We start from the raw sequence: 22,603 nt of genomic DNA, 5'->3' as shown, positions 1-22,603 counted from the left end.
AAGGCAAGACGCAAGTCGCTCGACTGATCACTGAGAACTGATAACTGACTACTTCTTCTCCCCATTCCCGACGGTAATCCCCAGCACGTTGGCGACCGGCCTTTCCCGCCCGTCACTGGGTTTATTGAGGATCTTATACTCGTTGGTTTCCGGATCGCGCATGACCATGACCGAACTGCCGCCGCCGTCGAGATTAACCGCCGTGTGGCAGCCAAGGCGGATCATTTCCTTGGCGAGTTCCTCGTAGCTCATGCCGATCGACGCGCCCGGCCGGCGACCATCGACCACCAGGATGGTTAACCGGTTTTTTTTCTTGTCCAGACCGACAACCGTTCGGGGATGTCTGGCTTTGCTCTCGTGCCGCACCGGCTTGCCGTTCTCAACCAGCATCACGTTGCCTGCGACAACCTCGGCCGCGTCAGACGGTGGCCGGTCGATCATCTCGATCGAAACACGTCCGTTCTTACGAACGATCAGGCAGGGCGTCTTCTTCTCGGCAACGGACCAAGCCTTTCCGTCCGTCACCGCCGGCCCGATCGCGTTGGCCCAGACCTCGGGGCGATATGACGGCTGAGCTGCGGAGCTGGCGGGCTTGGGAATGCTGAAGAAATCGCCGTTGACCGCCAGGTCGAATCGCTCGCGGGACGCAACCTTGCTTGGAACCATCAGCGTCGTCTCCCACTCGCCGGGCCCGTCCGGGTCAGGCCCGCCCGGGGCAACATCGACACGCACTTTCGGGTCGGCCAAATCCACCTGAGCAATAAACAGGCGCATGGGCGGATCCTGACGGGTTTCCTGCACGTATGTGATTCCCGGGTAAGGCCGCTCGCCGGGAAACTCGGCCAGGGCAATCCAGGGCCAGAGTGAGACAACTGGAATGAGGACGCTGATGATTTGTTTGCCTCTCATGGATGCATTCATACCACAGACAGGGCTTTCGCGACAAGGCGATGCGCGCTACTCGACTTGAATCACTGAATGCCTCGACGCTGCAGAAGAGCCCCGAGCCAACTTGTTCAACCATCAGCCGAAGAAGGACGCGAGATCATCTGCGAGCCGGATGCGCTACGCCCGCCGAGGCTTGAGGTTCTGCTGTTGCGGTCGTCCAGGCGGCCGAGTACGGTATTCGGGCAGATATCGCAATCTTGGTTCTCAAGCTGACCGCTGAAAGCTGACGGCTGACAGCTTCTTTTAGGAGATCTTCCATGTCCCGCATCACTCGTCGTCACTTTATCAACAGTTCCATGGCCGCGGCCGCCAGCTCGGCCGTCTGGTCATCATTGGCCGCCCCCCGGTCCGTGCTGGGGGCCAACGAGAAGATCCGCGTCGGCCTGATCGGCAGCGGCGGGATGGGCCGGGGCGACATTCTGACTTTTCTCAAATATGGCGACGTCGAGTGCCCGATCATCTGCGACGTGGACGACAAGATGCTAGCCGAGGGCGTCAAGGAGATCGAGAAAGCCCGCGGCAAGGCCCCCGAGACGGTGAAGGACTTCCGCACGGTCATCGACCGCAAGGACGTTGACGCCGTCGTCGTGGCCACGCCCGACCACTGGCACGCCATTCCGACGATCATGGCTTGCCAGGCCGGCAAGGACGTCTACTGTGAGAAGCCCTTGGCCACCAGCGTCGGCGAGGGCCGGGCGATGCTGAATGCCGCCCGCAAGTACAACCGCGTGGTGCAGATGGGCACCCAGTGGCGCAGCAACCCGGACTTCACCGAGGCGATTGCGTACGTTCATTCCGGCAAGCTGGGTAAGATACGCATGGTCCGCTGCTGGGCCTATCTGAACTGGGTCCACAGCGTCGGGAAGCCGGCCGACCAAGACAAGGCCCCGGACGGTGTCGATTATGACATGTGGCTCGGGCCGGCGCCCAAACGGCCGTTCAACCCGGCAAGATTCCATTTCAGCTTCCGCTGGTTCTGGGATTACGCCGGCGGCCTGATGACCGACTGGGGCGTGCATCTGATCAACATCGCCCTCTGGGGCATGAAGGTCGGGATGCCCGAGCGCGTCTCCTCGTCCGGAGGCAAGTACATCTACGACGACATCTCCGATACGCCCGACACGCAGTTCGCCGTGTACGAATACCCCGGCTTTGCCCTGATATGGGAGCACCAGATGACCGCAGGCTGCGGCGTCGACGGCAAGGAGCACGGCATCGCATTCTACGGCACCGAGGGAACGCTGACTGTCGGGGCTTACGGCTGGGAAGTCGCGCCTGCGGTGAAGGACAAGCGGGTGCCATCCGAGGAAGAACCTCTCCCCGCCGAGAAGCACGAGAGCAAATTCGCGGAGGCCGGCCGTCCGCAGCACGTTCGCAACTTCCTGGATTGCATGCGATCGCGGCAGCGCCCGGTCGAGGATTTCGAACTCGGCCACGCGATCAGCACCGCCGCCCACTTGGGCAACCTGGCCCTGCGGAGCAGGTCCACGATCATCTGGGACGCCAAGAACGAGCGACCGGTCGGCCGAACCGATCTGGACGACCTGCTCCGGTATCCGTATCGGGCACCATGGAAGCTGGAGGTGTAGCAAGCGGCGCCGACGCCCCCGTCAGCACTCCCTCATGATCCGCTCGGCCCGTTAACCATTACCGCGAAACCATTTATGAGCGGCGGCTTCGCCTGTCTGATGGACTGCCCGTCCACGCGCCTCTCGTATGACACATGGCAATGGGACGCAGTTGGCAGTATATAGTCATCTTCGTTTGCGTGTTCCTTGCCCCCGCTGTGACGGAGTAATGACCATGATGCAATCGTTGGTGATTGGACTGTGTGTAATCGTATTACTGGTGACCAGCGGGCTGGCGGCCGAGCCGGCCAACAAGCACTATCCGGTCAACCGTGAACCGCTGCTTCAAAGCAAGTTTGTGCCCCTACCCTTGGGAACCGTCAGGCCCGAAGGTTGGCTCAAAGATCAACTGACTGTCCAGGCCAACGGATTGACCGGCCGCCTCGATGAGTTCTGGCCCAGCCTGGCCAACAACGCCTGGAGAGGCAGCAAGGACAAGGATGCAGAAGCCTGGGAGCGAGGGCCTTACTACCTCGACGGTTTGGTTCCCCTGGCGTATCTGCTCAACGACCAGCGTTTGATCGCCAAGGTCAAGTCGTGGATCGAGCCGATCATCGCCTCGGCCAGACCGGACGGATGGTTCGGCCCTGAGAAGAACACCGATCGCTGGCCCCTGGCGGTGGCGATGAAGGTGTTGATCCAATACCAGGAGGCCACCGGCGACCCGCGCGTCATCCCCTTGCTGCAGAACTACTTCAACTACCTGAAGGCGGCCCCCCCAGACTGGCCCGACAAGGAGTGGCGTGGCGTCCGGGCGATGGAAAACATCATCACGGCCTATTGGCTCTACAACCGCACCGGCGACAAGACCATCCTGGAAGTGGCCGACTCGATCTACAACAACAGCTTCAAGTGGACCGACTACTTTCTCAACTTCCCGTACACCGATGACGTCATGGCCATGGGTGTCAAGTACGGCCACCCCACCCACGTGGTGAACATTGCGATGGCCGTCAAGCACCCCGGTATGCGGTACATTCAGGCTCACGACCCGAGACTGGTAGAAGCCGTCAAAACCGGCTTGGCCAGCCTCGACAAATACCACGGGCAGGTGACCGGGCGCTTTGCCGGCGATGAACATCTTTCCGGCCGACGCCCGACACAAGGCACCGAGCTATGCGCCGTGGTCGAGTTCATGTTCTCCCTGGAAAATCTCGCGGCCCAACTGGGAGATGTGTACTATGCCGACCGCCTGGAAATGCTGGCCTACAGTGCCAATCCCGGCACGTGCACACCGGATTACTGGGCCCATCAGTACGACCAGCAGGCCAACCAGGTGCTGGTCAGCGTGGCCAAACGCCGCTGGAGTACGAACGGCGACGCATCGAACGTCTACGGGCTGGAACCGAACTTCGGTTGCTGTACCGCGAACATGCACCAGGGCTGGCCAAAATTCGTGGCTCACCTGTGGATGGCAACGCACGACCAGGGTCTTGCGGTCATCGCCTACGGCCCCAGCATCGTGAAAGCGAAGGTCGGCGAGGGGGTCGAGGTGACGCTCGTCGAGCTGACGGACTACCCGTTCGACGGCTTGGTCCGCATCCGCATGGATTCGCCGCAACCCGCGAAGTTCCCGCTACACCTGCGGATCCCGGCATGGGCTGCCGGCGCCCGGATCAAGACTCCAGAACAGACCGTCGACACGCGGCCGGGGTCATTTGCCGTTGTCGATCGACTCTGGAAACAGGGCGACATGCTTGAAGTGACCTTGCCGATGAACCTGAGAACCGAGACTCGCTACAACAACGCGGTTTCGATCCTCCGGGGGCCGCTGTACTTCTCGCTCAAGATCGGCGAGCAGTATAAGGAGATTAAGCGGCATCACGAGACGCTGCCGGCAATCGACTGGTCGATCGAGCCGACGACCCCCTGGAACTACGGCCTGCTGGTCGATCGCGAGAATCCGGAAAAGTCGATCGCCGTCGAAAAACGCTCGATCAGCAAGTTGCCGTTTGATCAGCGCAACCCGCCTGTGGTCCTCAAGGCCAAGGGGCGGCTGATCCCCCAGTGGGGCATGGTGGACAACTCGGCCGACGATCCGCCCGTCAGTCCGGTGACGTCGGACCAGCCTTTGGCTGACGTTGAACTCATCCCCTACGGCAATACGCGCCTGCGGGTGACGGAGATCCCCGTCCTCGCGCAGTAGTCGCGACGAATTGAACAGCCAAGGAATGACGAATGTCGAAATCCGAATGACGAAGGAATGACGAAACCCGAATGTCGAATTGCCCAAGGCCGGTGTTCGACGTTCATCATTCGGGCTTCATTCGTCATCCGGATTTCGTCATTCTGGATTTCTCACCCGTGGTCTCGCAGCACAGGAGCATCACGCATGCGGTCTCTGCCCGTGACACTTGCCCTTCTCGGCTTTGCCGCCCCGGCCGCGCCCGCCACTACCTTCATCGTGGTCAACCGCGGAGAATACAAGTCCGCCGAACAAGCCGGCAACGACGAAGCCAACGTCAAGTGGGACGATGGAGACGATGCCGACGACGTCATCTGCACGGAGAATTTCGCGGCCCTCGAACTGCAACGATACCTGCGAATGATGGCCGGGCCGGAAGGGCAAGAAGACTACCGGATCGTCGATGACGATCACTTGCCTGCAAAGGGCGAGATCATCCTGCTCGGCAACCCGCAAACAAACAAGGCGGTGAAGCTGCCGCCTGCAGACTTCGGCGACCTCGGACCGGAAGGCTACATCATCCGGAGCGCAGAGCGGTCGACGCACATCGGCGGTGAGCGACGAATCGGCACACTCTACGGCGTCTACCGCTTCCTCGATCACCTGGGTGTCCGGTGGCTGTCACCCGGCAAGATCGGCGAGGAGATCCCCGATCGTCGGCTACGCAGTCTGGACCGGTCCTTGAACATCAAAGAGAAACCGGCTTTTGTCTCGCGCGGGTTTCACGCCTGGGAAGATCGCGGTGATCCGGAGTTCTTTGACTGGATGGCCCGTAACCGGATGAACTACTGGTGCGTCCAAGTGCCCGACAAGGCCGCCCTCAAGAAACGCGGCATTCAGATGAACTGCGGCGGGCATCTGCTCACGCACCGGTTTATCAGCCCGGACGCTGCGTATCCCTACAACCACAGCGGCTTTGCGGGTGACGATGACCGTCCGGCCGACCCATATCCGGTCAGCCCCGATTTCAAGGGCGATGCGGATGAAGACGGCAAGCTCAGCTACAGCGAGGCCCACCCCGAATGGTACGGCTTCATCGGCGGCAAGCGGAGCTTTCGCATCCGGGACGATTTCGGCGACAACTTCTGCACCTCCAATCACCACGCATGCGACGAGTTTTTCAAGAACCTCGTGAAAGACTTGATAGACGGCGAGTGGAAGGACGCCGACAGCATCAACTTCTGGACGCTCGACGCCGGCAAATGGTGCCAATGCGACTCATGCAAGACCCTCGGCACCCCGACGGATCGCAATCTACTGCTGGTGCACCGGCTGCGACAGGAGACAGAACGGGCGACCCAGGAAAACCGCCTGCACCGCAACATCCGCATCTACTTCCTTGCATACTCCGACGTCATCGAACCACCGACCCGGCCGCTGCCGGACGACTTCGACTACGAGAACTGCATCGCGACGTTCTTCCCCATCCGGCGCTGCTATGTCCACCGCTTCGACGATCCGGCCTGCACCGAGTTCAACCGCAGCTACATGAACCACTTCATCAACTGGTTCGTCAATCCGGACCGCCATTACCGCGGGCAGATCTTCATCGGCGAATACTATAATGTGAGCCGATACAAGTGCCTGCCAATCGTCTTCGAGCGGACCATGTCTGTGGACATCCCTTATTACTTCGAGCAAGGCGCCCGGCACATGCACTACATGCACTGCACGACCAGGGATTGGGGCACCAGGACTCTGACCAACTGGCAGTTCGCCCGCATGCTGTGGGATCCGAAGCTCGACAGCAAGGCCCTGCTCGATGACTACTTCGCCCACCGGTATGGTCCGGCTGCCGGAAAGCTGCGAGAACTGTACGGCATACTCGACACCGCTTTGTGTAACGCCACGCCGCTGAAATACCATCTGGTCGACCGGCTCAACCGTGATAACAAGGAGCTCTTCCCGACACGTCACCTCAAGCATGAGGCCGCGCGTTTTGACGCCGACGACGGGCCCGATCTGGTCGAGATGGTCGCATCCATCGACAAATGTGTGAAGCTGATGGAGGAAGTGCAGTCGCAGCAGTGGCCGGAGCGCGTGCGGTCGCGAATCATGGAGGATGCCGGCCCCATCCGTTACGCTGCTGACACGTTGCACTTCTTCGACGCGCTTGTCCGGGCCCGCCGGCTTGTTCAGGCCGGCCGTCGAGACAAGGCCAAGACCCTGCTGCCTGAAATGAAGCGTCTGGCGAAGGCCCTTGAAGCCGATACCACCAGCATGAAATGGTCATCCTCGCATGCCAGTGCCGCGAACGGCCTGGAAGCCAGCCTCGTCAGAAAGGCTTACGAGCAAATGGTATCGGAGTTGACCGAAGACCCGAGATGAAGCCCGGGCAGCGCCAAGGTGATGGCGATGGATTGCCTGATCGAGGGTTCGTTGGTGGATGAGGAACTCGGTACAACGACCCCGGTGCCGGAGGCATCGGCTCCTCATGCGGCGCAAGGATTGAAGCTTCTGACGAAGGTATGCCCACGGTGGCAGCCTGAGAACCTGGCGGCCCTCTGTCGCCACGGCCATTCGCCATCCGAGCATCCTCAAGCATCAGATTCAGGTTGCCGCCCAGCCGTGACCGGCATGGCTGGTGATCTGCTTTACAACCTTACGGCCAGAGAGGGGTGCGGCTTGCGCGCATGTTTCTCGATCGCAGAGCACTTGGGTTGCGGCCCGCAAAAAGGCGGTCTGCCTTATGTTTGTCCAGAGAGGCACTGCGGCGGCGAGGTATCCCAACCCCTGAGCCCCATGGTACCGCCCCGGGCCAAGTTGCCGGTTCGATGATTTCCGTTCGCTGGTCCCGGATTCCGGCTTGTGGGCGCGGACCCTCCCGCATTTACGCCTTGCCGCGGATCGTGTACCTTTGTCTCTGGCGGCCGGGTGGTATCACGGTCACAGGTAGGCACGAGCAGGATCGATGGTCGAGGATTGGGAAGTATCACGGACGACGGGCAGGTGCGCGGCGTCGGATCGGGTGCTGGCCGAGGGTGAGGCCTATTACGCGGTGTTGCTCGAGACGGCGAGCGGGTTTGAACGCCGCGATTATGCCGTCGATGTCTGGCAGGGCCCACCGGAAGGCACGTTCTGTTATTGGCGAGGCCGGGTGCCGGTTCGCGAGAAGAAGCCGGGCACCTACGCGGTGGATATGGCCATCTTGTCGCAACTGTTCACACAACTGGAAGACGCCCAATCGGAGTCGAAGCAACAATTGCGCTTCGTCCTCGCCCTTCTGCTGATGCGCAAACGGCTGCTGAAGATGGACCGGAGTACGACCGAAGAAGGCCGTGAGTACTGGCACCTGCGGATGAGCAGCGACCAGACCGTGCACCGGGTGCTCAACCCCCGGCTGGAAAAGGAACAGATCGAGCGGCTCAGCGCCCAGCTCACGGCCATTCTCAGCGGCGAGGTTGATGCCCTGCAGGTGGTCGAACAGCCGGATACCGAACCATCCCCGGCCGGCGATGAAGAAAACCGATCTTACGGAGCAGTCGAGACTGATGCCCAGTCAACCTGATCGCTCATTCAGGCCCGGTGCGGGCCGGCTGCCGGGAGTGGCCAAGCCTGGATCGTTTGCCCAACTTGCGGGGATGCTTGTCTTGGCCTGCGGGATCGCCGGATGCCCACGTGTCGAGCCCGGGCTCGGCCCGCCCGAAGAGCCGTTGCCGCTGCAAGCGGTGATTGAGCGAGTGAACTGGAACAGCGGGCGGATGGATTTCTTGTTACGGGGAGTGAACGGGTCGGCTGTCGGGCGGTGGCGGCGCAGCTCTGACGACACCACCCCAAGCACTTCCTTCGACATGAAAGTAGTCTTGCTTTATCGAAAGCCGCGCAACCTTTATTTACGGATGGAGCACACGCTGGGCGGCATGATCGAGGCCGGCTCCAACAGCCGTGAGTTCTGGGTCTGGGAGCGGGCCAAGGAGAATCGCTACTATTGGGGCGAGCACCAATGGCTGACGAATGACGCTGAGATTGACCTGCCCGTGCGGCCGGACGTGTTGCTTGACGTTCTGGGCGTCGGCGATTTGCCCACTGATACTACCGGCTCGCAGGGCCCGGTACTCTGGGTGTGTGAGAACGGTTACCAGCTTGTTTTCCTGGATTACGACGAACAGGGACAGGGGTATATCAGCAAAGTGATGGAGATTGGCCGGCGCGAACCCTACCTGGTGCAGAGAATTCTCTATTTTCATCCTGACGGCCGGCCGGTGATGCAAGTGTTGCTGTCCGACTATCGGTTGGTCGAAGGGAGTGAGGTGCGCGCCCCCCACAAGATCGAGATGAATTCGATGGAAGCGGGAAACGACAATCACATGACTCTGCGATTTCCCTCGTTGAAACGTTTTGACCAACCGGCGGCCGACCAGTTGTTTGTTTCGCCGATGCAGAAGGGCGGTGCGGGCCTCAGCTACGTGCGCCGCGTGGATGGATGGAAAGCCCAGCGGCAACCGGTGAGCCGGCCGGCTCCCAAGACGGCCCCCGCGGCCGACACCGCCACTTCCCGGTTCCCGCAAACGAGCCGGCCGTGCGAGCCCGCGACGCAGCCAGATGCGGTGGAAACACGATGACCGACTCGCCGAGGTTTCCGAAGATCATTTGCTGGTTGACGGCACTGGCGGCCGTGGGAGCGCCAACGGCTGCGGCCCGGGCCGAGCGGGCAATTGTTCAACTGCACGCATCGGGGGGCGAGCACGTCCTTTGGCTGGTCACCGGCATCCGCGAACCTGGCGGACAGACGCTGCTACAATGGTTCTCCTATCTGGATAAGCCGGACGATCCGCCTCGCGCGGCACCGGTCTCTCCTCAGCTCGGCCGGATCGCCCGCGTCGCCACGGTCCAGGATACGATTCACGTCTTCTTTGCCGACGGCGTTCATTACTCCTATTCGAAGTCGGGCGATCGTCGCGAGCTGCGCCTGCCGGAATCCGCGGTCCCGGCGGCGATTGCCGGAACACCCACCGGTCGGCCGCCTTTGCTATGGGCCTTGGTCACCTCGCACACGGCCGGCCGCGTTGAGGCTGAGTGGTTGGAACAGCAACGGCGTCAGGCCTCCAAGCCGGCGACCCGAGAGCTCGGACGGTCTTCACCAGCTTCCTCCTTACCGGTGATTGAAGAACCAAAACGCACGACTCAATCACTGGGCGGTTACTCCCTGGTTCGATACGACGGTTTGGGTTGGCGTCCCGGCTTCGACGCCGCTCCGGAATTCACGACGGCGGCCCGCGTGTGGTTGTGCGCCCACGAGAACCGTCAGATTCTTCTGTGGCAGGTGGACGCCAAGTCTGATGAGATTCTCTCGTCGTGGAGGATCGACGACCAGTGGCGGGCGAACGAAACACTGAGACTGCCTGAGGCCCCGACGGCTGCTTTCGCGATGTCCAGCGGCAACGACCTGTTGTTTGCCGCGATCATACGTGAGCGGATTAACGCCGGGGGGCTGCGATGCTGGGTGTGGCGGATGTCACCGCCCAACACGGGTATGCGGGGAGAATGGCTCGCCGTCTCTTCGCCGGTCCTGGACGATGGGAAGCCGCTCGAGATGGACGCGGGGGCTGCGGTGGCGGCTTTTGGAGACTATCTCGCGGTGGTCCGGCCGGCAGGCAACAAGGCGGAGGCAGGCTTATGGTCGTTAAAGGATGGCAAGCCGGCCAAACCGTTTGTGGATGTCCCCACAAGGCAGGGGGAACCCAAACCTCCCTCTTCGTATCGTAACCTGGCGGATGTCATCATCATTGGGGTGTTGATGGCGGTGGTCCTCGTGATTTTCCGCAGACGCCACGAGCATACCATAGCCCCGGCGATGTTGCCGGCCGAAGTGGTCGTGGCAAACCTGGGCAAGCGCGTGGTGGCGGCCCTCATCGACATGCTTCCGGCCATGATCCTCGTCGGTTGGCTCTGGCGGACGCCAATCGCGGATTTTTGGGACGACCTCTCCACGATCGGGCTCCTCGGACGATTCCCGAACGATATTCCCGTACCCCACGCGCTGTTCTGGGCCGGGTTGGCGTTTCGGCTGATTTATGCAGCGTACTGCCTTGTTTTCGAGCTATTCTGGTCGGCAACGCCGGGCAAGCGGCTGATGGGTTTCTCCGTTGTGACCGAGTCGCTCGACCGGCCCAGTCGTTTGCAGGTATTGGCCCGCAACCTGACCCGGCCATTGGAGCTCGAACCTGCCATGATCTTCTTCCTGGCGATTGTGTTCTTTACGCCTTACCGGCAGCGAATCGGCGATCTCTTGGCCAGGACCGTGGTGATTGAGGGCACTCCCCCCGCTAAGACAAACAGCCAGGAACTGCAGGACGACGCCGATCAGTAGGCTCTGACACAGCTTGCCGATCGCCGTCCCCCAGCGAAGCAGCCTCGCTACTTTTAGGCAGGTAAACAATCGTCCGTTGACCGAGTTGCGGTGGTCGGTCAAGGGCCTGTGACTTACTCGCCGCGTCCTGTAACGGGCGACCGCGACATCCGGCCGAACCATTACGGACCCGGCCTGCCCCGGCGGATCCCCGGGGTGGACAACCGTGCCCGGAAGCCGTAATAATGGAGCCCCCACCGGGCGTCGGGAGCGGTCTCGTGGCATCCGGTCGGCATGCGGGAGATTTCATTTGGCAGACCCAGACGTACCCAGCACCACCCCGGCGGCCACTTCGCCGCCGGTTTTGAATCGTGTGGACGTCCCGGCAGGACTGTGGACGCAGTGTCCGTCTTGTCAGGCGACCGTCTACCAGAAGGCGTTGGAGGAAAACCTTCACGTCTGTCCGGAGTGCGGATACCACCATCGCATTCCGGCCAGGACGAGGATCAGGCAGCTTGTCGACCCGGACACCTTCGAGGAGTTCCTGGGAGACTTGGTCAGCACCGACCCGCTGAAGTTCTCCGATCGCGGGAAGTACAAGGATCGACTTAAGCAGGCACAGGAAAAATCCGGCGAGATCGAGGCCGTCGTGACGGGTAAGGCCTTTATTCGCGGCCGACCGGTGATCCTGGCCGTCATGGATCCGTTCTTCATCATGGCTTCCATGGGCGCGGTCGTCGGCGAGAAGGTCACGGCTTCCCTCGAACGGGCCACGGACGAGAACATCCCGTTTGTCATCGTAACCGCCTCCGGAGGTGCCCGGATGCAGGAGGGTATGGTTTCGTTGGTCCAGATGGCCAAGACCGCCTCGGCCGTCGCTCGAATGGACGACGCCGGGGGATTATACATCGTGGTCATGACTGACCCGACCACCGCAGGGGTGGCCGCAAGCTTTGCATCACTGGGCGATATTCACTTGGCTGAGCCCGGTGCCATGATCGGTTTTGCGGGTCCGCGGGTGATCGAGAACACCATCAAAGCTAAGCTGCCCAAAGGATTCCAGTCCGCGGAGTTCATGCTCGAACACGGGTTCGTGGATCGGATCGTCCACCGAAGAAATCTGCGGACCGAGATTGCCCGGATCATTGACTACGCGGGCAAGTAAAGCCCTCGCCGCTCTCGTACAGCAGATTCTCCACCTTGGGTGGCCCCGGCTTTGCCATGTGTCCGCATAATTCGCGTGGGCCGATAACCGGCCGTCAGACGCCACTGTGATTCGTGTAGTCACCCGGCACCTCTTGTGAACCGATATAAACAATGCGTCCTGTGCCCGTATCAGGCTCAAAACGCACAATTGCAGGGCTCGAAAACCGCGGGGACAAACCCGATGGCCAACACGGATACTTCACCGATCTATAGCTCTTTGAAGGACGATCCCGACATGGTGGAACTGATCGAGGAGTTTGTCGGCAACCTGCAACATCGTGTTCAGGCGATCGAGCAAGCCGTGGCTTCGAACAACCCCGCCGAACTGGTGCGATTGGCACACCAGTTGAAAGGGGCAAGCGGCGGATTTGGCTTTGAAACGATCGGTGCCATGGCGGCGGCTCTCGAACAGTCGGCAAGAGCAGCCACGTGCGTCAGCGACGTCGCTGCGGAAGTCGCGGAACTGGTTTCCATGTGCCGACGGGCAACGGCGCAACCCGCACCTTGGTAATCGCCAAGACTGATTGAGCAGAAGCAGTTTCCTGTTCCGCTTCGACCAACGGTCGGATCGTTTACTCCGTCGCCACCGCGATACCGACATTATTGTTTCGCCCGAAGTCAACACAACAATGTGGCGAAATGCGGCAACTGCGACCGCCGGAAGTGCGCGGTCAGACGATTGACTCCCCGCCGGCGCTACTCGCCTTCGCGCCGATCACGTCGGAAGACGAAGCCGGCATCACTTCCCCATAAAACGAATCGCCGCAAGACCCTGGACTCGCGTATTCCAGTCCGGAGTTTCGCGGCGATCGGCGCCGGCTGCTCCCAAGGAGCCTCTCAACGCAATGGTTCGTTTCGGCTGTCATCCGTCGCGAATCGTGGCATTGCGACGGCCGAACCCTGTGGGCTTACTTCTTCTTCTTGGGAGGCTTCTTGCCGGCGGTCCCAAGGATCGCATCCTTGCATGCCTTGGCAACACGGAACTTCACGACCTTCTTGGCCGGGATCTTGATCGCTTCGCCGGTCGCCGGATTGCGGCCCATACGGGCTTTCCGATTGACCAGCACGAGCTTGCCAAGACCCGGCAGCGTGAAGCTGTTCTTGGCCTCCTTGTAGGCCAGTGTCGCCAATTCTTCCATGAACAGCATTGCCTGCTTGCGGGTAATCCCAACCTTTTCTGCAAGCGTCTTGGCGGTGGCCGATTTCGTAAGTTTGGCCATTACAAACCTCCTTGCAAAAGACCCGGGCCGCCCACCGGCCCGATTTGTGACGAATATTACTGACCTTTTGTCGGTTCGTCCAGCGAAAACCCTTGAAAATATTGGATTTTTTTGTGGCCGATGACACGCAAGCAAGTTTTATCAAGGGTTTTCACAGGAGGACATGGTCGTTCCGTGGCAATCCTAAGGCGGTCCGCCTTTTGGTGGGCCGCAACCCAAGCGCACTGCGATCCAGAGACATGTGCGCAAGCCGCACAGACGTCTGGCCGTGAGGTTCCAAGGTCCTTCCGGGGCGTTGGACGCCGTCCCTGTACCCGGCAAAACGGCCCCTGAATATGCCGGACTGTATCGGGCATTCGCTGGAAAACCGTCGATTTTCCGCCGGTTTTGAAGGCGTCTGCTTAGCTGCCGGTTGTTCCTGCCGCTTCGAGACTCGCGGAAAAGATCGTTTGGCTGCTCAAGAGCGCCCGACATGCGGTGATGCTCGATGGCGAGGGATGACCCCTGCGGCAGCCCGAATCCTACGTGGTGTAATCGGCATTGATCGCGATGTATTCCCGCGACAAATCACAGGTCAGCACCCGGTCGGCTGCCTTCCCCGCTCCAAGGTCGATCATCAAGCTCACGTGAGGTTGCCTCATCGCCTCGGCCAGCTTGACAAGATCAAGGCGGGGAGCAGGAGCGCCTTTGGCAAAGAGCAGGTCCTTGCCAAGTCTCACGGTTACCTTTTCCGGGCGAAAGGTCACAGAGGTCGCCCCGATGGCTTGGACGATCCGACCCCAATTGGGATCTCCGCCATGGACCGCCGTCTTGACCAACGGGCTGACGGCCACCGCCCGTGCCACCGCATGGGCATCTGCGGGAGACTTTGCGCCCCGGACGATCACCTCCAGCACCTTGGTGGCTCCTTCTCCATCGCGGACGATCTGGTGGGCGAGCGACTCGCAGACGGCTCTCAGGGCCTTGGAAAATGAGGCCGTTTGTCGGGTGTTGAGATCGCCGGCCGCCCCGCTGGCCATGATGGCCACCGTGTCGCTGGTGGACTGGCACTCATCCACAGTGACCCGGTTGAAGGTTGGTGCAACCGCCTCTTTCAGCAGTCTCTTGAGCACTGCCGGCGGCACCCCGGCATCAGTCGTCAGGAAAGCCAGCATGGTCGCCATATTCGGGGCGATCATTCCGCTGCCCTTGCAGCAACCGGCAACGGTGATCAGGGTCCGCCCGATGCGCACCCGCTCGCAGGCCTGCTTCATCCGGGTATCCGTGGTCATGATCGCCTGGGCAAACCGCTCACCGGCCTCGGCCGATGCCGACAAGGTCTCAAGGGCGGCATCGATCCCCGGAAGGATCTTGTCCATGGGAAGAAATCGGCCTATCACCCCCGTGCTCGACGGCAAGACCTCAATCGGTTTGGCACCGATGCTTTCGGCGAGCCGCCGACACATGGCTCGGGCATCTGCGATGCCGCGTTTGCCCGTGGCCACGTTCGAGCAGCCGCTGTTAACCACGAGAGCCCGCAGACGGCCCCGGCGGGTGTGTTCCCGGCCGACAATGACAGGGGCCCCGCAGAAGCGGTTCGAGGTAAACATGGCGGCTGCCGGGCAGATGTCATCGGCGACCAGTACCGCGATGTCGAGCTTGTTGACCTGTTTGATCCCGCAGGCGGCCGCACCGGCCTTGAAACCCGCCGGAGCGGTGATGGTGTCGTTGTGCATGATCTCACACACCCAGCTTAGTTCATCCCAGTAAATCAGGAGCCGGTGCAAAGGGCAACGGAGCCATGTTGGACGACAGAGTCGAGGTCGCCGCAACGACCGAGACCTGCCGCGTTGTTTACCCTTTTCACACGCGCTCCGGGGCGAAACGGGGGAAAATGTTAGCATGAATCGGGCGTCAAATCACGCGAAGCCATGCTTATTCGCCCTTGGGGTCCTGCTCCCTGCCAAGCTGGGCAAGGAATCCGTCGGGGACCGGCTCGTCCTTGCGAGCGATATCCACCTTGGCAGGAACGGCCGGTCGAGCCTGCTTGGTCGACAGCAATCGCTCCATGGTTTCGGCCTTGGCTTGAGGGTCTGGTACAGCAGGCACCGCCTCTTCCACCGGCCTCACCAAGGAAGGTTCTCCGGAAGGGACCGTTGTCACTGCCTGCAGGGCCAGGCGGTAGTTGGCCCAGCTCCCCTTGGCGGCACTGAGGACAAGGAGGCCAGAGAGCAAGATGAGGATACCCTGGATGTCCGAGTGGATCAGCCAGACGATGCCGCAACCCACCAGCGCGGCCCCAATCAGGAGACTGACTAGTCCATCCACGATCAATGCCCACGGCCGGCCCGTCCAGCAGAGAAGCATAACCCCCAGGATCAGGAAGCCCCCTATCAGGAATGTCCAGACCACCACGTCGACAGACCAGTTGTACAGTTGTGAGCGACTGATCCCCTCGAGGCCGCTCCATCGCAAGTAGAATCCGATAGCCAGCAGCAAGGCTGCCTCTAACAGAGACCCCCTTGCGTTTCCCCGAACGATTGTTGCGGCGTTTTCGGACCGGCTGTACATGGCCAGGTGCCCTCCGGAGCCCCATGGGTTGTCTTTGCGGCCTTCACGTGCTCAAGACGGGATTTTACCCGACGCTCGGTTGTCCGGGCCAGCCGGCGCCCCTGTGGATCCAGGCGTGATACGGCCCGCACAGCTCTGGCAGACCTGCCTTGACCGACGAGGGCACCGTCGAAGCCGACTTGCGGCGCTCCCGCCGGGCGGATAGCATGAGATTCTGCCTGTGGACTTTCGGACCGCCCTGAGGCACTAGTGAGCCGGTCCGACGAGAGATCGGGACCGGCCTCCCATCGGTCTGCCAGCCGCGTGTACCACCGGTTTGGCGTGATTCCGGGATCCTAACAGGGTTCATCAGGCGACAAAAGGGTCGATTTCGGCCAGGGGTACTTGTGCGCCTGTCACCCCGGGCCGGGGCGTCGTGACGGCGCGTCCGCAGGGACCAACGTGCCGTCACCAGAACACGAATGGTCCCCGGACAACGTGAAGGAGAAGGACCCGTCGGGAATACCGAAAGAGGTGAGGCGACATGACCAATCACGCAAAACTCAACGCTTGGGTGCAGGAAATGGCAGCCATGTGCCGGCCGGACAAGATCGTCTGGATCGACGGCAGCGACGCACAGCGCGAGCAGCTTGCGGCCGAGGCCGTAGCCAGCGGCGAGCTGATCAAGCTTAACCAGAAGAAGTACCCCGGATGCTATTATCACCGCACGGCCAAGAATGATGTCGCCCGAACGGAACACCTCACGTACATCTGCACGCCCAGGAAGGAGGAGGCCGGGCCCACCAACAATTGGATGCCTCCAGAAGAGGGATATCGCCGAGCCGCCGAGATCTTCAAGGGCTCGATGAAGGGACGGACCATGTATGTCATTCCCTTCTCGCTCGGACCGGTCGGGTCGGTCTTCTCCAAGTACGGTGTCGAACTCACCGACAGCATCTACGTCGTACTCAATATGCTGATCATGGTCCGCTGCGGGCAGGCCGTCTTGGACAAGTTGGGCGCCGACGGCGAGTTTACCAGATGCTTGCACGGCAAGGCGGACCTCGATGACAAACGCCGTCTGATTCTGCACTTCCCGCAGGACAATACCATCTGGAGCGTCGGCTCGGGCTACGGGGGCAACGTGCTGCTCAGCAAGAAGTGCATGGCCCTTCGTTTGGCAAGCTGTGCCGCCCGCAAGGAAGGCTGGCTGGCCGAGCACATGCTGATTCTGGGCATCGAAGATCCGTCCGGACGGATCGAGTACGTCGCCGCCGCTTTTCCGAGTGCCTGCGGCAAGACCAACTTGGCAATGCTTGTTCCCCCTGAAAGCATGACCCGCAAGGGTTACCGGATCTGGACCGTGGGTGACGACATTGCCTGGATGCGAATAGACACCGACGGTGCGCTCTGGGGCGTCAATCCCGAAACAGGTATGTTCGGCGTGGCGCCGGGGACGAATACGAAAACCAACCCCAACGCCATGGCTACGGTCCGGCGCAACACGATCTTCACCAACGTTCTGCTGACCGACAACAAGACGGTCTGGTGGGAGGACGGCGATGGCGAGCCCCCCGCCAAGGGAATCGACTGGAAGGGTGATCCGTGGACACCCGATATGCGGGACGCGAACGGCAAGCCCGTTCTCGGGGCGCATCCTAACGCTCGCTTTACCGCGCCGCTGTCGCAGTGTCCATCGCACAGCTTCCGAACGGAGCACCACCACGGCGTACCGATTTCCGCCATCATTTTCGGAGGGCGGCGGGCCCGACTGGCGCCGCTGGTCTACCAATCCTACAGTTGGCAGCACGGCGTCTTCATCGGGTCGACCATGGCTTCGGAGCGGACGGCTGCCCAGTACGGCAAACAAGGCGAGGTGCGCCGCGACCCCATGGCCATGCTGCCTTTCTGTGGCTACAACATGGCCGAGTACTTCATGCACTGGCTGCAGATGGGCCAGCAGATGACCAAGCCGCCCAAGATCTTCCACGTCAACTGGTTCCGACAGGACGTGGACGGCCAGTACCTCTGGCCCGGTTATGGCGAGAATCTCCGCGTACTCGAGTGGGTCCTAGCCAGGTGTCGGGGCGAGGCGGAAGCAACCGCCACGCCTATCGGTTACGTGCCCACGCCCGATTCGCTCGACTTGGGCGGCCTGAACTTGACACAAGAGGTCTTGCAGGAGCTGCTGACCGTCGATCGCGAGGCGTGGCTCAAGGAAACACAGGACATCGAGGAGTTCTACAAGCTTTTCAACGACCGACTGCCGCATGCCTTGCGGGATGAACTGGCAAGCCTCAAACGACGGCTGATGACCTGATCGAGGACGGCATGCGCATAAGAGTGGGCGGGCCTGCATGGCCGAGTGCCCGCCCCTTTTTCAACCGATGCTGCTGATTACGGTAGGTTGCCAGCGCAAGTATCAGGAGCCGCCGAAGCAGCTCGCGTGAGCGTCGCTCGAATGCAGTGCTGACCTGTAGAAGCCTACTTCTTCTCGCAGGGCTTGTGGCAACAGCCGGCGGCTTTCTCACCGCAGCACTTGGTCTTCGGACAGCCCGCCTTCTCGCCGCCGGTCTCTGACGAGACCTTTGCCACGCCGGGTTGCTCGCTCGCCTGCCTCTGCGTGCTGCCGCCATCGGTAGCCGCACAACCGGCCAGGGCGACCACTATGCCAACCGACATAATCAACCTCAGCAATCTTGTCATGAGCGTCTCTCCGCGGTGAATTCACCTCATACTGGGCAGGCCCACGCCTCCCATGTTTTGTGCCCGTATTCTAGTCCTCCACTTCCCCTATGGCCAGCCGATTCTTCAGAGTCCGGACCTTTGGACTCGCCGGAGCTGGTTGACGGCCCGAATGAGGGCGTTGACCCGGTCAGGATCGGGCGGGTGATACCATCGCCCGTCCTGCTTGATGAAAGAGCCCACGATAAACACATCCGCCAGGTCCCAGAAGACCGGCAGGTTGTCGGGGGTGATGCCTGAGCCGATGGCCACGGGGATTTCCACGGCAGCAGCCACTTCCCGGACGTCCCCGACTGTCGCGGCCTCGCCCGTCATCGGGCCGGTGACCACGATGGCGTCCGCCCCGAAGAAGGCCGCCGCCCGGGCCGCCTGCGCGATGTTCACGTCGGCGGTGATTGCATGGCCGGAGTGCTTTTTCTTCACATCGGCGAAGATGCGAATGTGCTCGGCACCAATCTCTCGCCGGTAGCGAAGCAATGGGCCTGCATCAGCCTCGGACATGAGGCCCTCGTCGGCAACGTGGGCGAAAACGAAGTTTTCAACGCGAATGAAAGAAGCCCCGGCGGCGGCCGCGACCGCCAGAGCTTCGCGGTTAGCCCCGGCCAGAATCTGAAGACCCAACGGTTTGCTGACCGCCGCGCGCAGGGCGTCGAGAACGGCGGTCATGGCCGCGACGATCTCCGGCCCGACCCTCTGGCGCAGGTACGGCCGGTCATGCATGTTTTCAATCATGATGCCGTCAAAGCCCGCGTCGGCCAGCAGTCGAGCCTCGCTGACGGCCTGCTCGATGATCGCCGGCATCGGCCGCGAGAACAGCGGCGTGCCGGGCAATGCGCCCACGTGAACCATCCCCACAAGGGCCTTGCCGACCCCGAACATCTCTTCCACCTGAGAAGGCCCATCCGCCATGCTCGTTTCCTCCAGCCCAATCGAGTACGTTATAGGCGTTAGGCGGCAGGGATGCCACAAGCGGGCGAGCCGATGGCCGATCAGGATCCGGTCCATGAAGGATCGCCAGAAGAGAGGGTCAGAACTTGCCAAGGCAAGGCCAGATGAGGTATACGAACATCGGCAACACCGGCCGGCTTCAGACGGCCCATCGATTGAAGCTTGCCTGACGATACTGAGAAGGTGCCCCTATGACCACGAGATCCTCAATTGTCGTCATCTTTGCCTTCTGGTTGCTCTTCGGTGCTCTCCTGGCTGGCGGATGCGGAGAGGATTCGGAATTACCCGAATACGACCAGATTTCCGGGAAGGTCACCAGGATCGAGAAGACCAGCGGTGAGGTCTCGATGTCCTACTTCAGCGAGAAACACCGCAAGCCGGTTGAGATTCACGGACGGCTTTCTCCCGAGGCGGAGATCTTCATCGACGGCGTGACCGCCAGCCTTGATGACGTGCGAATCGGCGATCGGGTAAAGGTGCTCGGCCGCGTGGAAAAGAGAGAGGGCGAGCGGAATCTCGTGGCCCTCAAGGTGGAGATCGATCGTCGCGAGCCGGCCACCTCGTCTGCACCAGGATAAGACCGGACGAAATGTCACAGGAAACCGGGGGCATCGGCGCCGGGCAAGGACGTCAGATCGCTTCAGGGCGGCAAGCGCCGGTGATCGAAGGCGAACCACTTCTTACAGGCGGCAGCCAAAGCGCACTGTGATCCCGATCCATGACCAAAGCAGCAGGGCTGGGGACTTGGGGCCAGAGCATCCGCTCGGAGGACGAGGGGCGTCCGATGGGGATTGAAGGCCGCAATCGAAGCGGCTGGGCGGGGCCGGAAAAATGGGCGCAAAATGCACGTCGGGTGCGACGGAAGGAACCAAGACGCACAGACTTCCGGCCGTCAAGTTCTGTAGTCACTGGAAATCGCCGGTCTTCGCAAGGCCGGTCAACCGATGTTCCGGTGGCCGAACGCCATTGCCCCCGGCGAACTGCCGCTCAGCAACATGGGCTGCCTGCCCGTCTTCGCCGCGTATGCGGCACATGCATCGGAAAGTGCCTGCAGGGCCGCCGATGTGTCGGCCATCAGGACGGCCACTGTTCCACCGCAGCCGCCGCCGGTGACCTTGGCTCCGTAAAGGCCACAGGCCGGACCGCGCTCGCGGATGCAATTGACCAGGACGTCTGTTTCAATGCTTCCCATCCCGCATCGCTGGCCGTAACTCCAGTGGGAGGCATACATCAGTTCGCCGGCCTCTATTAGGGTGTCCAGGTCGCCGGTGCGGTAGACGCGGGCCAGCCGTTCCATGAAACGGTGCGCACGGTCGTTCTCGTAGATGTGGTGCTCCGTTCGGGAGCGGACCTTGTATACCTGCCCGGGCCGGATAATGATGTCCAACTCCGGGGGCTGTCCGAAGTGGTCCAGGAAATCACGACCACGAAGCTTGGGCGGCAAATAGTTGCGGAATCGTCGAACGTATTCGTTGGGCGGAATACTCGCCAGGTAGGCGCTGTTAAGCTCACCCGGATCCCCCGAGGTCCGCAGGATCTGCTCGATGATGTACCTGCCCATCAGGGAGGCAGCCCGGTTGTCGGCATAGCGTTCCTGGTAAAAGGGAAGCCTCAAACCCGAATACACACCCGCAAAGGCCGCGCACTTGGGCATCGCCAGCGATCCGATGACCTCCTGAGGCTGGCAGCGAATCTCCAGCAGGGAATCAGGCTCGCCCAAGAGGCAGGTCACATGATCCACCAGGCCGGACTCATTCTTGACTACCTCGGTGTTCGCCAGTTGGCAGGCCCGCACCAACTGCTGTGCCGTCAGTTCCAGGTCGAACAGAGCAGCCAAAGCCTTGGCGCACGCCACTTGCAGAGCCGCCGACGAAGCCAAGCCCGCCTTAGGCGGAATATCGGATTGGATCAGGAAATTGACCCCGCCGGCCAGATGCGGAAGATCGCCTGATTCCAGTAAAGCCAGACAGACGCCCGCAACGTGACGGGCCCATGGACAGGCATCGAACTTCGACGAGAGTGTCTCTGCGGTGACGAATTGGCCGTCGGACTGATAAAACCAGGACAAAGACCACTCGAAGACGGAAGGCTGTCCGTCTTGATTCCAGCCCACCGACTCAACCCGAATTCGCTGGTCGTCGCGGCGACCGGCGGCTGCGTAAACCCCCTGTTCGATGGTCGTCTGCAGGGCCAGCGCACCGCTGAAATCGGCCATACCGCCCATGCAATCCAGCCGGCCAGGAGCGCGCGTCACAACGGCGGGTCGCGGCTGATGAGCCGGCCAGCGCTGTTCGCACAGTTGGAGAAACTGATCTGTCCGGGTCGACAAGCCGTTCTCGGTTCCCGTAATGCTCACTGCTACCTCTTCAGCGTTCGCAGGGCCTTCTCCTCCTCAGGCTTCGGGAGACTCACACACCTGACGGAGGACGTTTTCTGTCACGTAGATGGCCGCATCGCTCGCCACGCCAAGGGCAATCGCGTCTGACGGCCGGGAATCGACCTCGATCAGCTTGCCGTTGCTTCGGATCACAAGCTTCGCGAAAAAAATGTGGTCCCGGAGATCATGGATGACGATCTTTTCCAGTTCCCCATTCAGTTCGCGAATCACGTTGGCCAACAGGTCGTGCGTCAGCGGCCGTGGCGTGCTGATGTTCTTGACCCGGCGATCGATGGCCAAAGCTTCCGCCAGCCCGATGACGATCGGGAATTGGCGAGAGCCCTCGTGTTCCTGCAGGACAATGATTTGCTGCTCGCTCGTATCGCTGATCACGATCCTGGCGAGGTCCATGCGGACTTCCATCTCTCACGCTCCGATCATCGCAGTCGAGACTACCCAGCCCTTCCGTGGGTGTCAAGGACAGCTATACCGTGCGGCTTCGTGACCTGCCGACGCCTTTCCTGCCAG

The 22,603-nt window shown here is 61.4% G+C and carries 18 protein-coding genes; 10 read left to right on the top strand and 8 right to left on the bottom strand.

From position 1 onward, the window contains the following. Positions 1-48 precede the first annotated feature (48 nt). Complete coding sequence (locus PLL20_03060) at positions 49-909, bottom strand: phosphodiester glycosidase family protein (protein ID HPD28949.1); 861 nt, start codon at positions 907-909, stop codon at positions 49-51. Positions 910-1,205: 296 nt separating this feature from the next. On the opposite strand from PLL20_03060, the gene PLL20_03055 reads away from it, so the two are divergent. From PLL20_03055 to PLL20_03020, 8 genes are all read left to right on the top strand, one after another. Further along, on the top strand, positions 1,206-2,537 hold the full coding sequence (locus tag PLL20_03055) for a Gfo/Idh/MocA family oxidoreductase (protein ID HPD28948.1): 1,332 nt from the start codon (positions 1,206-1,208) through the stop codon (positions 2,535-2,537). 214 nt (positions 2,538-2,751) lie between these two features. Continuing rightward, complete coding sequence (locus tag PLL20_03050; GenBank protein ID HPD28947.1) at positions 2,752-4,722, top strand: glycoside hydrolase family 127 protein; 1,971 nt, start codon at positions 2,752-2,754, stop codon at positions 4,720-4,722. A gap of 186 nt (positions 4,723-4,908) precedes the next feature. Next, positions 4,909-7,089: a DUF4838 domain-containing protein gene (locus PLL20_03045; protein HPD28946.1), complete on the top strand. Its 2,181-nt coding sequence runs from the start codon at positions 4,909-4,911 to the stop codon at positions 7,087-7,089. 583 nt (positions 7,090-7,672) lie between these two features. Next, positions 7,673-8,269: a hypothetical protein gene (locus PLL20_03040; GenBank protein ID HPD28945.1), complete on the top strand. Its 597-nt coding sequence runs from the start codon at positions 7,673-7,675 to the stop codon at positions 8,267-8,269. Continuing rightward, complete coding sequence (locus tag PLL20_03035; GenBank protein ID HPD28944.1) at positions 8,253-9,323, top strand: hypothetical protein; 1,071 nt, start codon at positions 8,253-8,255, stop codon at positions 9,321-9,323. The genes PLL20_03040 and PLL20_03035 overlap by 17 nt, the downstream gene beginning before the upstream one ends. Then, positions 9,320-11,071: an RDD family protein gene (locus PLL20_03030; protein ID HPD28943.1), complete on the top strand. Its 1,752-nt coding sequence runs from the start codon at positions 9,320-9,322 to the stop codon at positions 11,069-11,071. Before PLL20_03035 ends, PLL20_03030 begins: the two co-directional genes overlap by 4 nt. 289 nt (positions 11,072-11,360) lie before the next feature. After that, on the top strand, positions 11,361-12,215 hold the full coding sequence (accD, locus tag PLL20_03025) for an acetyl-CoA carboxylase, carboxyltransferase subunit beta (protein HPD28942.1): 855 nt from the start codon (positions 11,361-11,363) through the stop codon (positions 12,213-12,215). A gap of 222 nt (positions 12,216-12,437) precedes the next feature. After that, on the top strand, positions 12,438-12,767 hold the full coding sequence (locus PLL20_03020; protein HPD28941.1) for an Hpt domain-containing protein: 330 nt from the start codon (positions 12,438-12,440) through the stop codon (positions 12,765-12,767). Positions 12,768-13,164: 397 nt separating this feature from the next. Here PLL20_03020 and PLL20_03015 read toward each other — a convergent pair whose 3' ends face one another. The 3 genes from PLL20_03015 to PLL20_03005 all read right to left on the bottom strand — a co-directional run bounded on the left by PLL20_03015 (position 13,165) and on the right by PLL20_03005 (position 16,026). After that, positions 13,165-13,476 carry an HU family DNA-binding protein gene (locus PLL20_03015; GenBank protein ID HPD28940.1) on the bottom strand — a complete coding sequence of 104 codons (312 nt, stop codon included), beginning with the start codon at positions 13,474-13,476 and terminating at the stop codon, positions 13,165-13,167. 521 nt (positions 13,477-13,997) lie between these two features. Next, entirely contained in the window at positions 13,998-15,191 is a 1,194-nt protein-coding gene (gene argJ, locus PLL20_03010; protein ID HPD28939.1) for a bifunctional glutamate N-acetyltransferase/amino-acid acetyltransferase ArgJ, read from the bottom strand. A gap of 199 nt (positions 15,192-15,390) precedes the next feature. Then, positions 15,391-16,026, bottom strand: coding sequence for a hypothetical protein (locus PLL20_03005; GenBank protein ID HPD28938.1), 636 nt, complete (start codon positions 16,024-16,026; stop codon positions 15,391-15,393). A 523-nt stretch (positions 16,027-16,549) separates the two neighbouring features. Here PLL20_03005 and PLL20_03000 point away from each other — a divergent pair. Continuing rightward, on the top strand, positions 16,550-18,325 hold the full coding sequence (locus PLL20_03000) for a phosphoenolpyruvate carboxykinase (GTP) (GenBank protein ID HPD28937.1): 1,776 nt from the start codon (positions 16,550-16,552) through the stop codon (positions 18,323-18,325). 164 nt (positions 18,326-18,489) lie between these two features. Here the strand turns inward: PLL20_03000 and PLL20_02995 are convergent, their stop codons facing one another. Together PLL20_02995 and PLL20_02990 are read right to left on the bottom strand one after the other, a co-directional pair. Next, positions 18,490-18,711: a hypothetical protein gene (locus PLL20_02995; protein HPD28936.1), complete on the bottom strand. Its 222-nt coding sequence runs from the start codon at positions 18,709-18,711 to the stop codon at positions 18,490-18,492. A 105-nt stretch (positions 18,712-18,816) separates the two neighbouring features. Next, positions 18,817-19,659, bottom strand: coding sequence for a BtpA/SgcQ family protein (locus PLL20_02990; GenBank protein ID HPD28935.1), 843 nt, complete (start codon positions 19,657-19,659; stop codon positions 18,817-18,819). A gap of 230 nt (positions 19,660-19,889) precedes the next feature. Between PLL20_02990 and PLL20_02985 the strand changes: the two genes are divergently transcribed. Beyond that, complete coding sequence (locus PLL20_02985; protein ID HPD28934.1) at positions 19,890-20,276, top strand: hypothetical protein; 387 nt, start codon at positions 19,890-19,892, stop codon at positions 20,274-20,276. 359 nt (positions 20,277-20,635) lie between these two features. On the opposite strand, the gene PLL20_02980 is transcribed toward PLL20_02985, so the two are convergent. Then, positions 20,636-22,054 carry a hypothetical protein gene (locus tag PLL20_02980; protein ID HPD28933.1) on the bottom strand — a complete coding sequence of 473 codons (1,419 nt, stop codon included), beginning with the start codon at positions 22,052-22,054 and terminating at the stop codon, positions 20,636-20,638. Between the two features lie 36 nt (positions 22,055-22,090). Then, the gene (locus PLL20_02975; protein HPD28932.1) at positions 22,091-22,498 is read right to left on the bottom strand and encodes a bifunctional nuclease family protein; all 408 of its coding nucleotides are present in this window, start codon (positions 22,496-22,498) and stop codon (positions 22,091-22,093) included. Between the last annotated feature and the right edge of the window lie 105 nt (positions 22,499-22,603).

The organism is Phycisphaerae bacterium, assembly GCA_035384605.1.
Classification (GTDB): domain Bacteria; phylum Planctomycetota; class Phycisphaerae; order UBA1845; family PWPN01; genus JAUCQB01.
The sequence above is the reverse complement of the archived record's forward strand: the minus strand, read 5'-3'. Positions and strand labels throughout refer to the sequence as shown.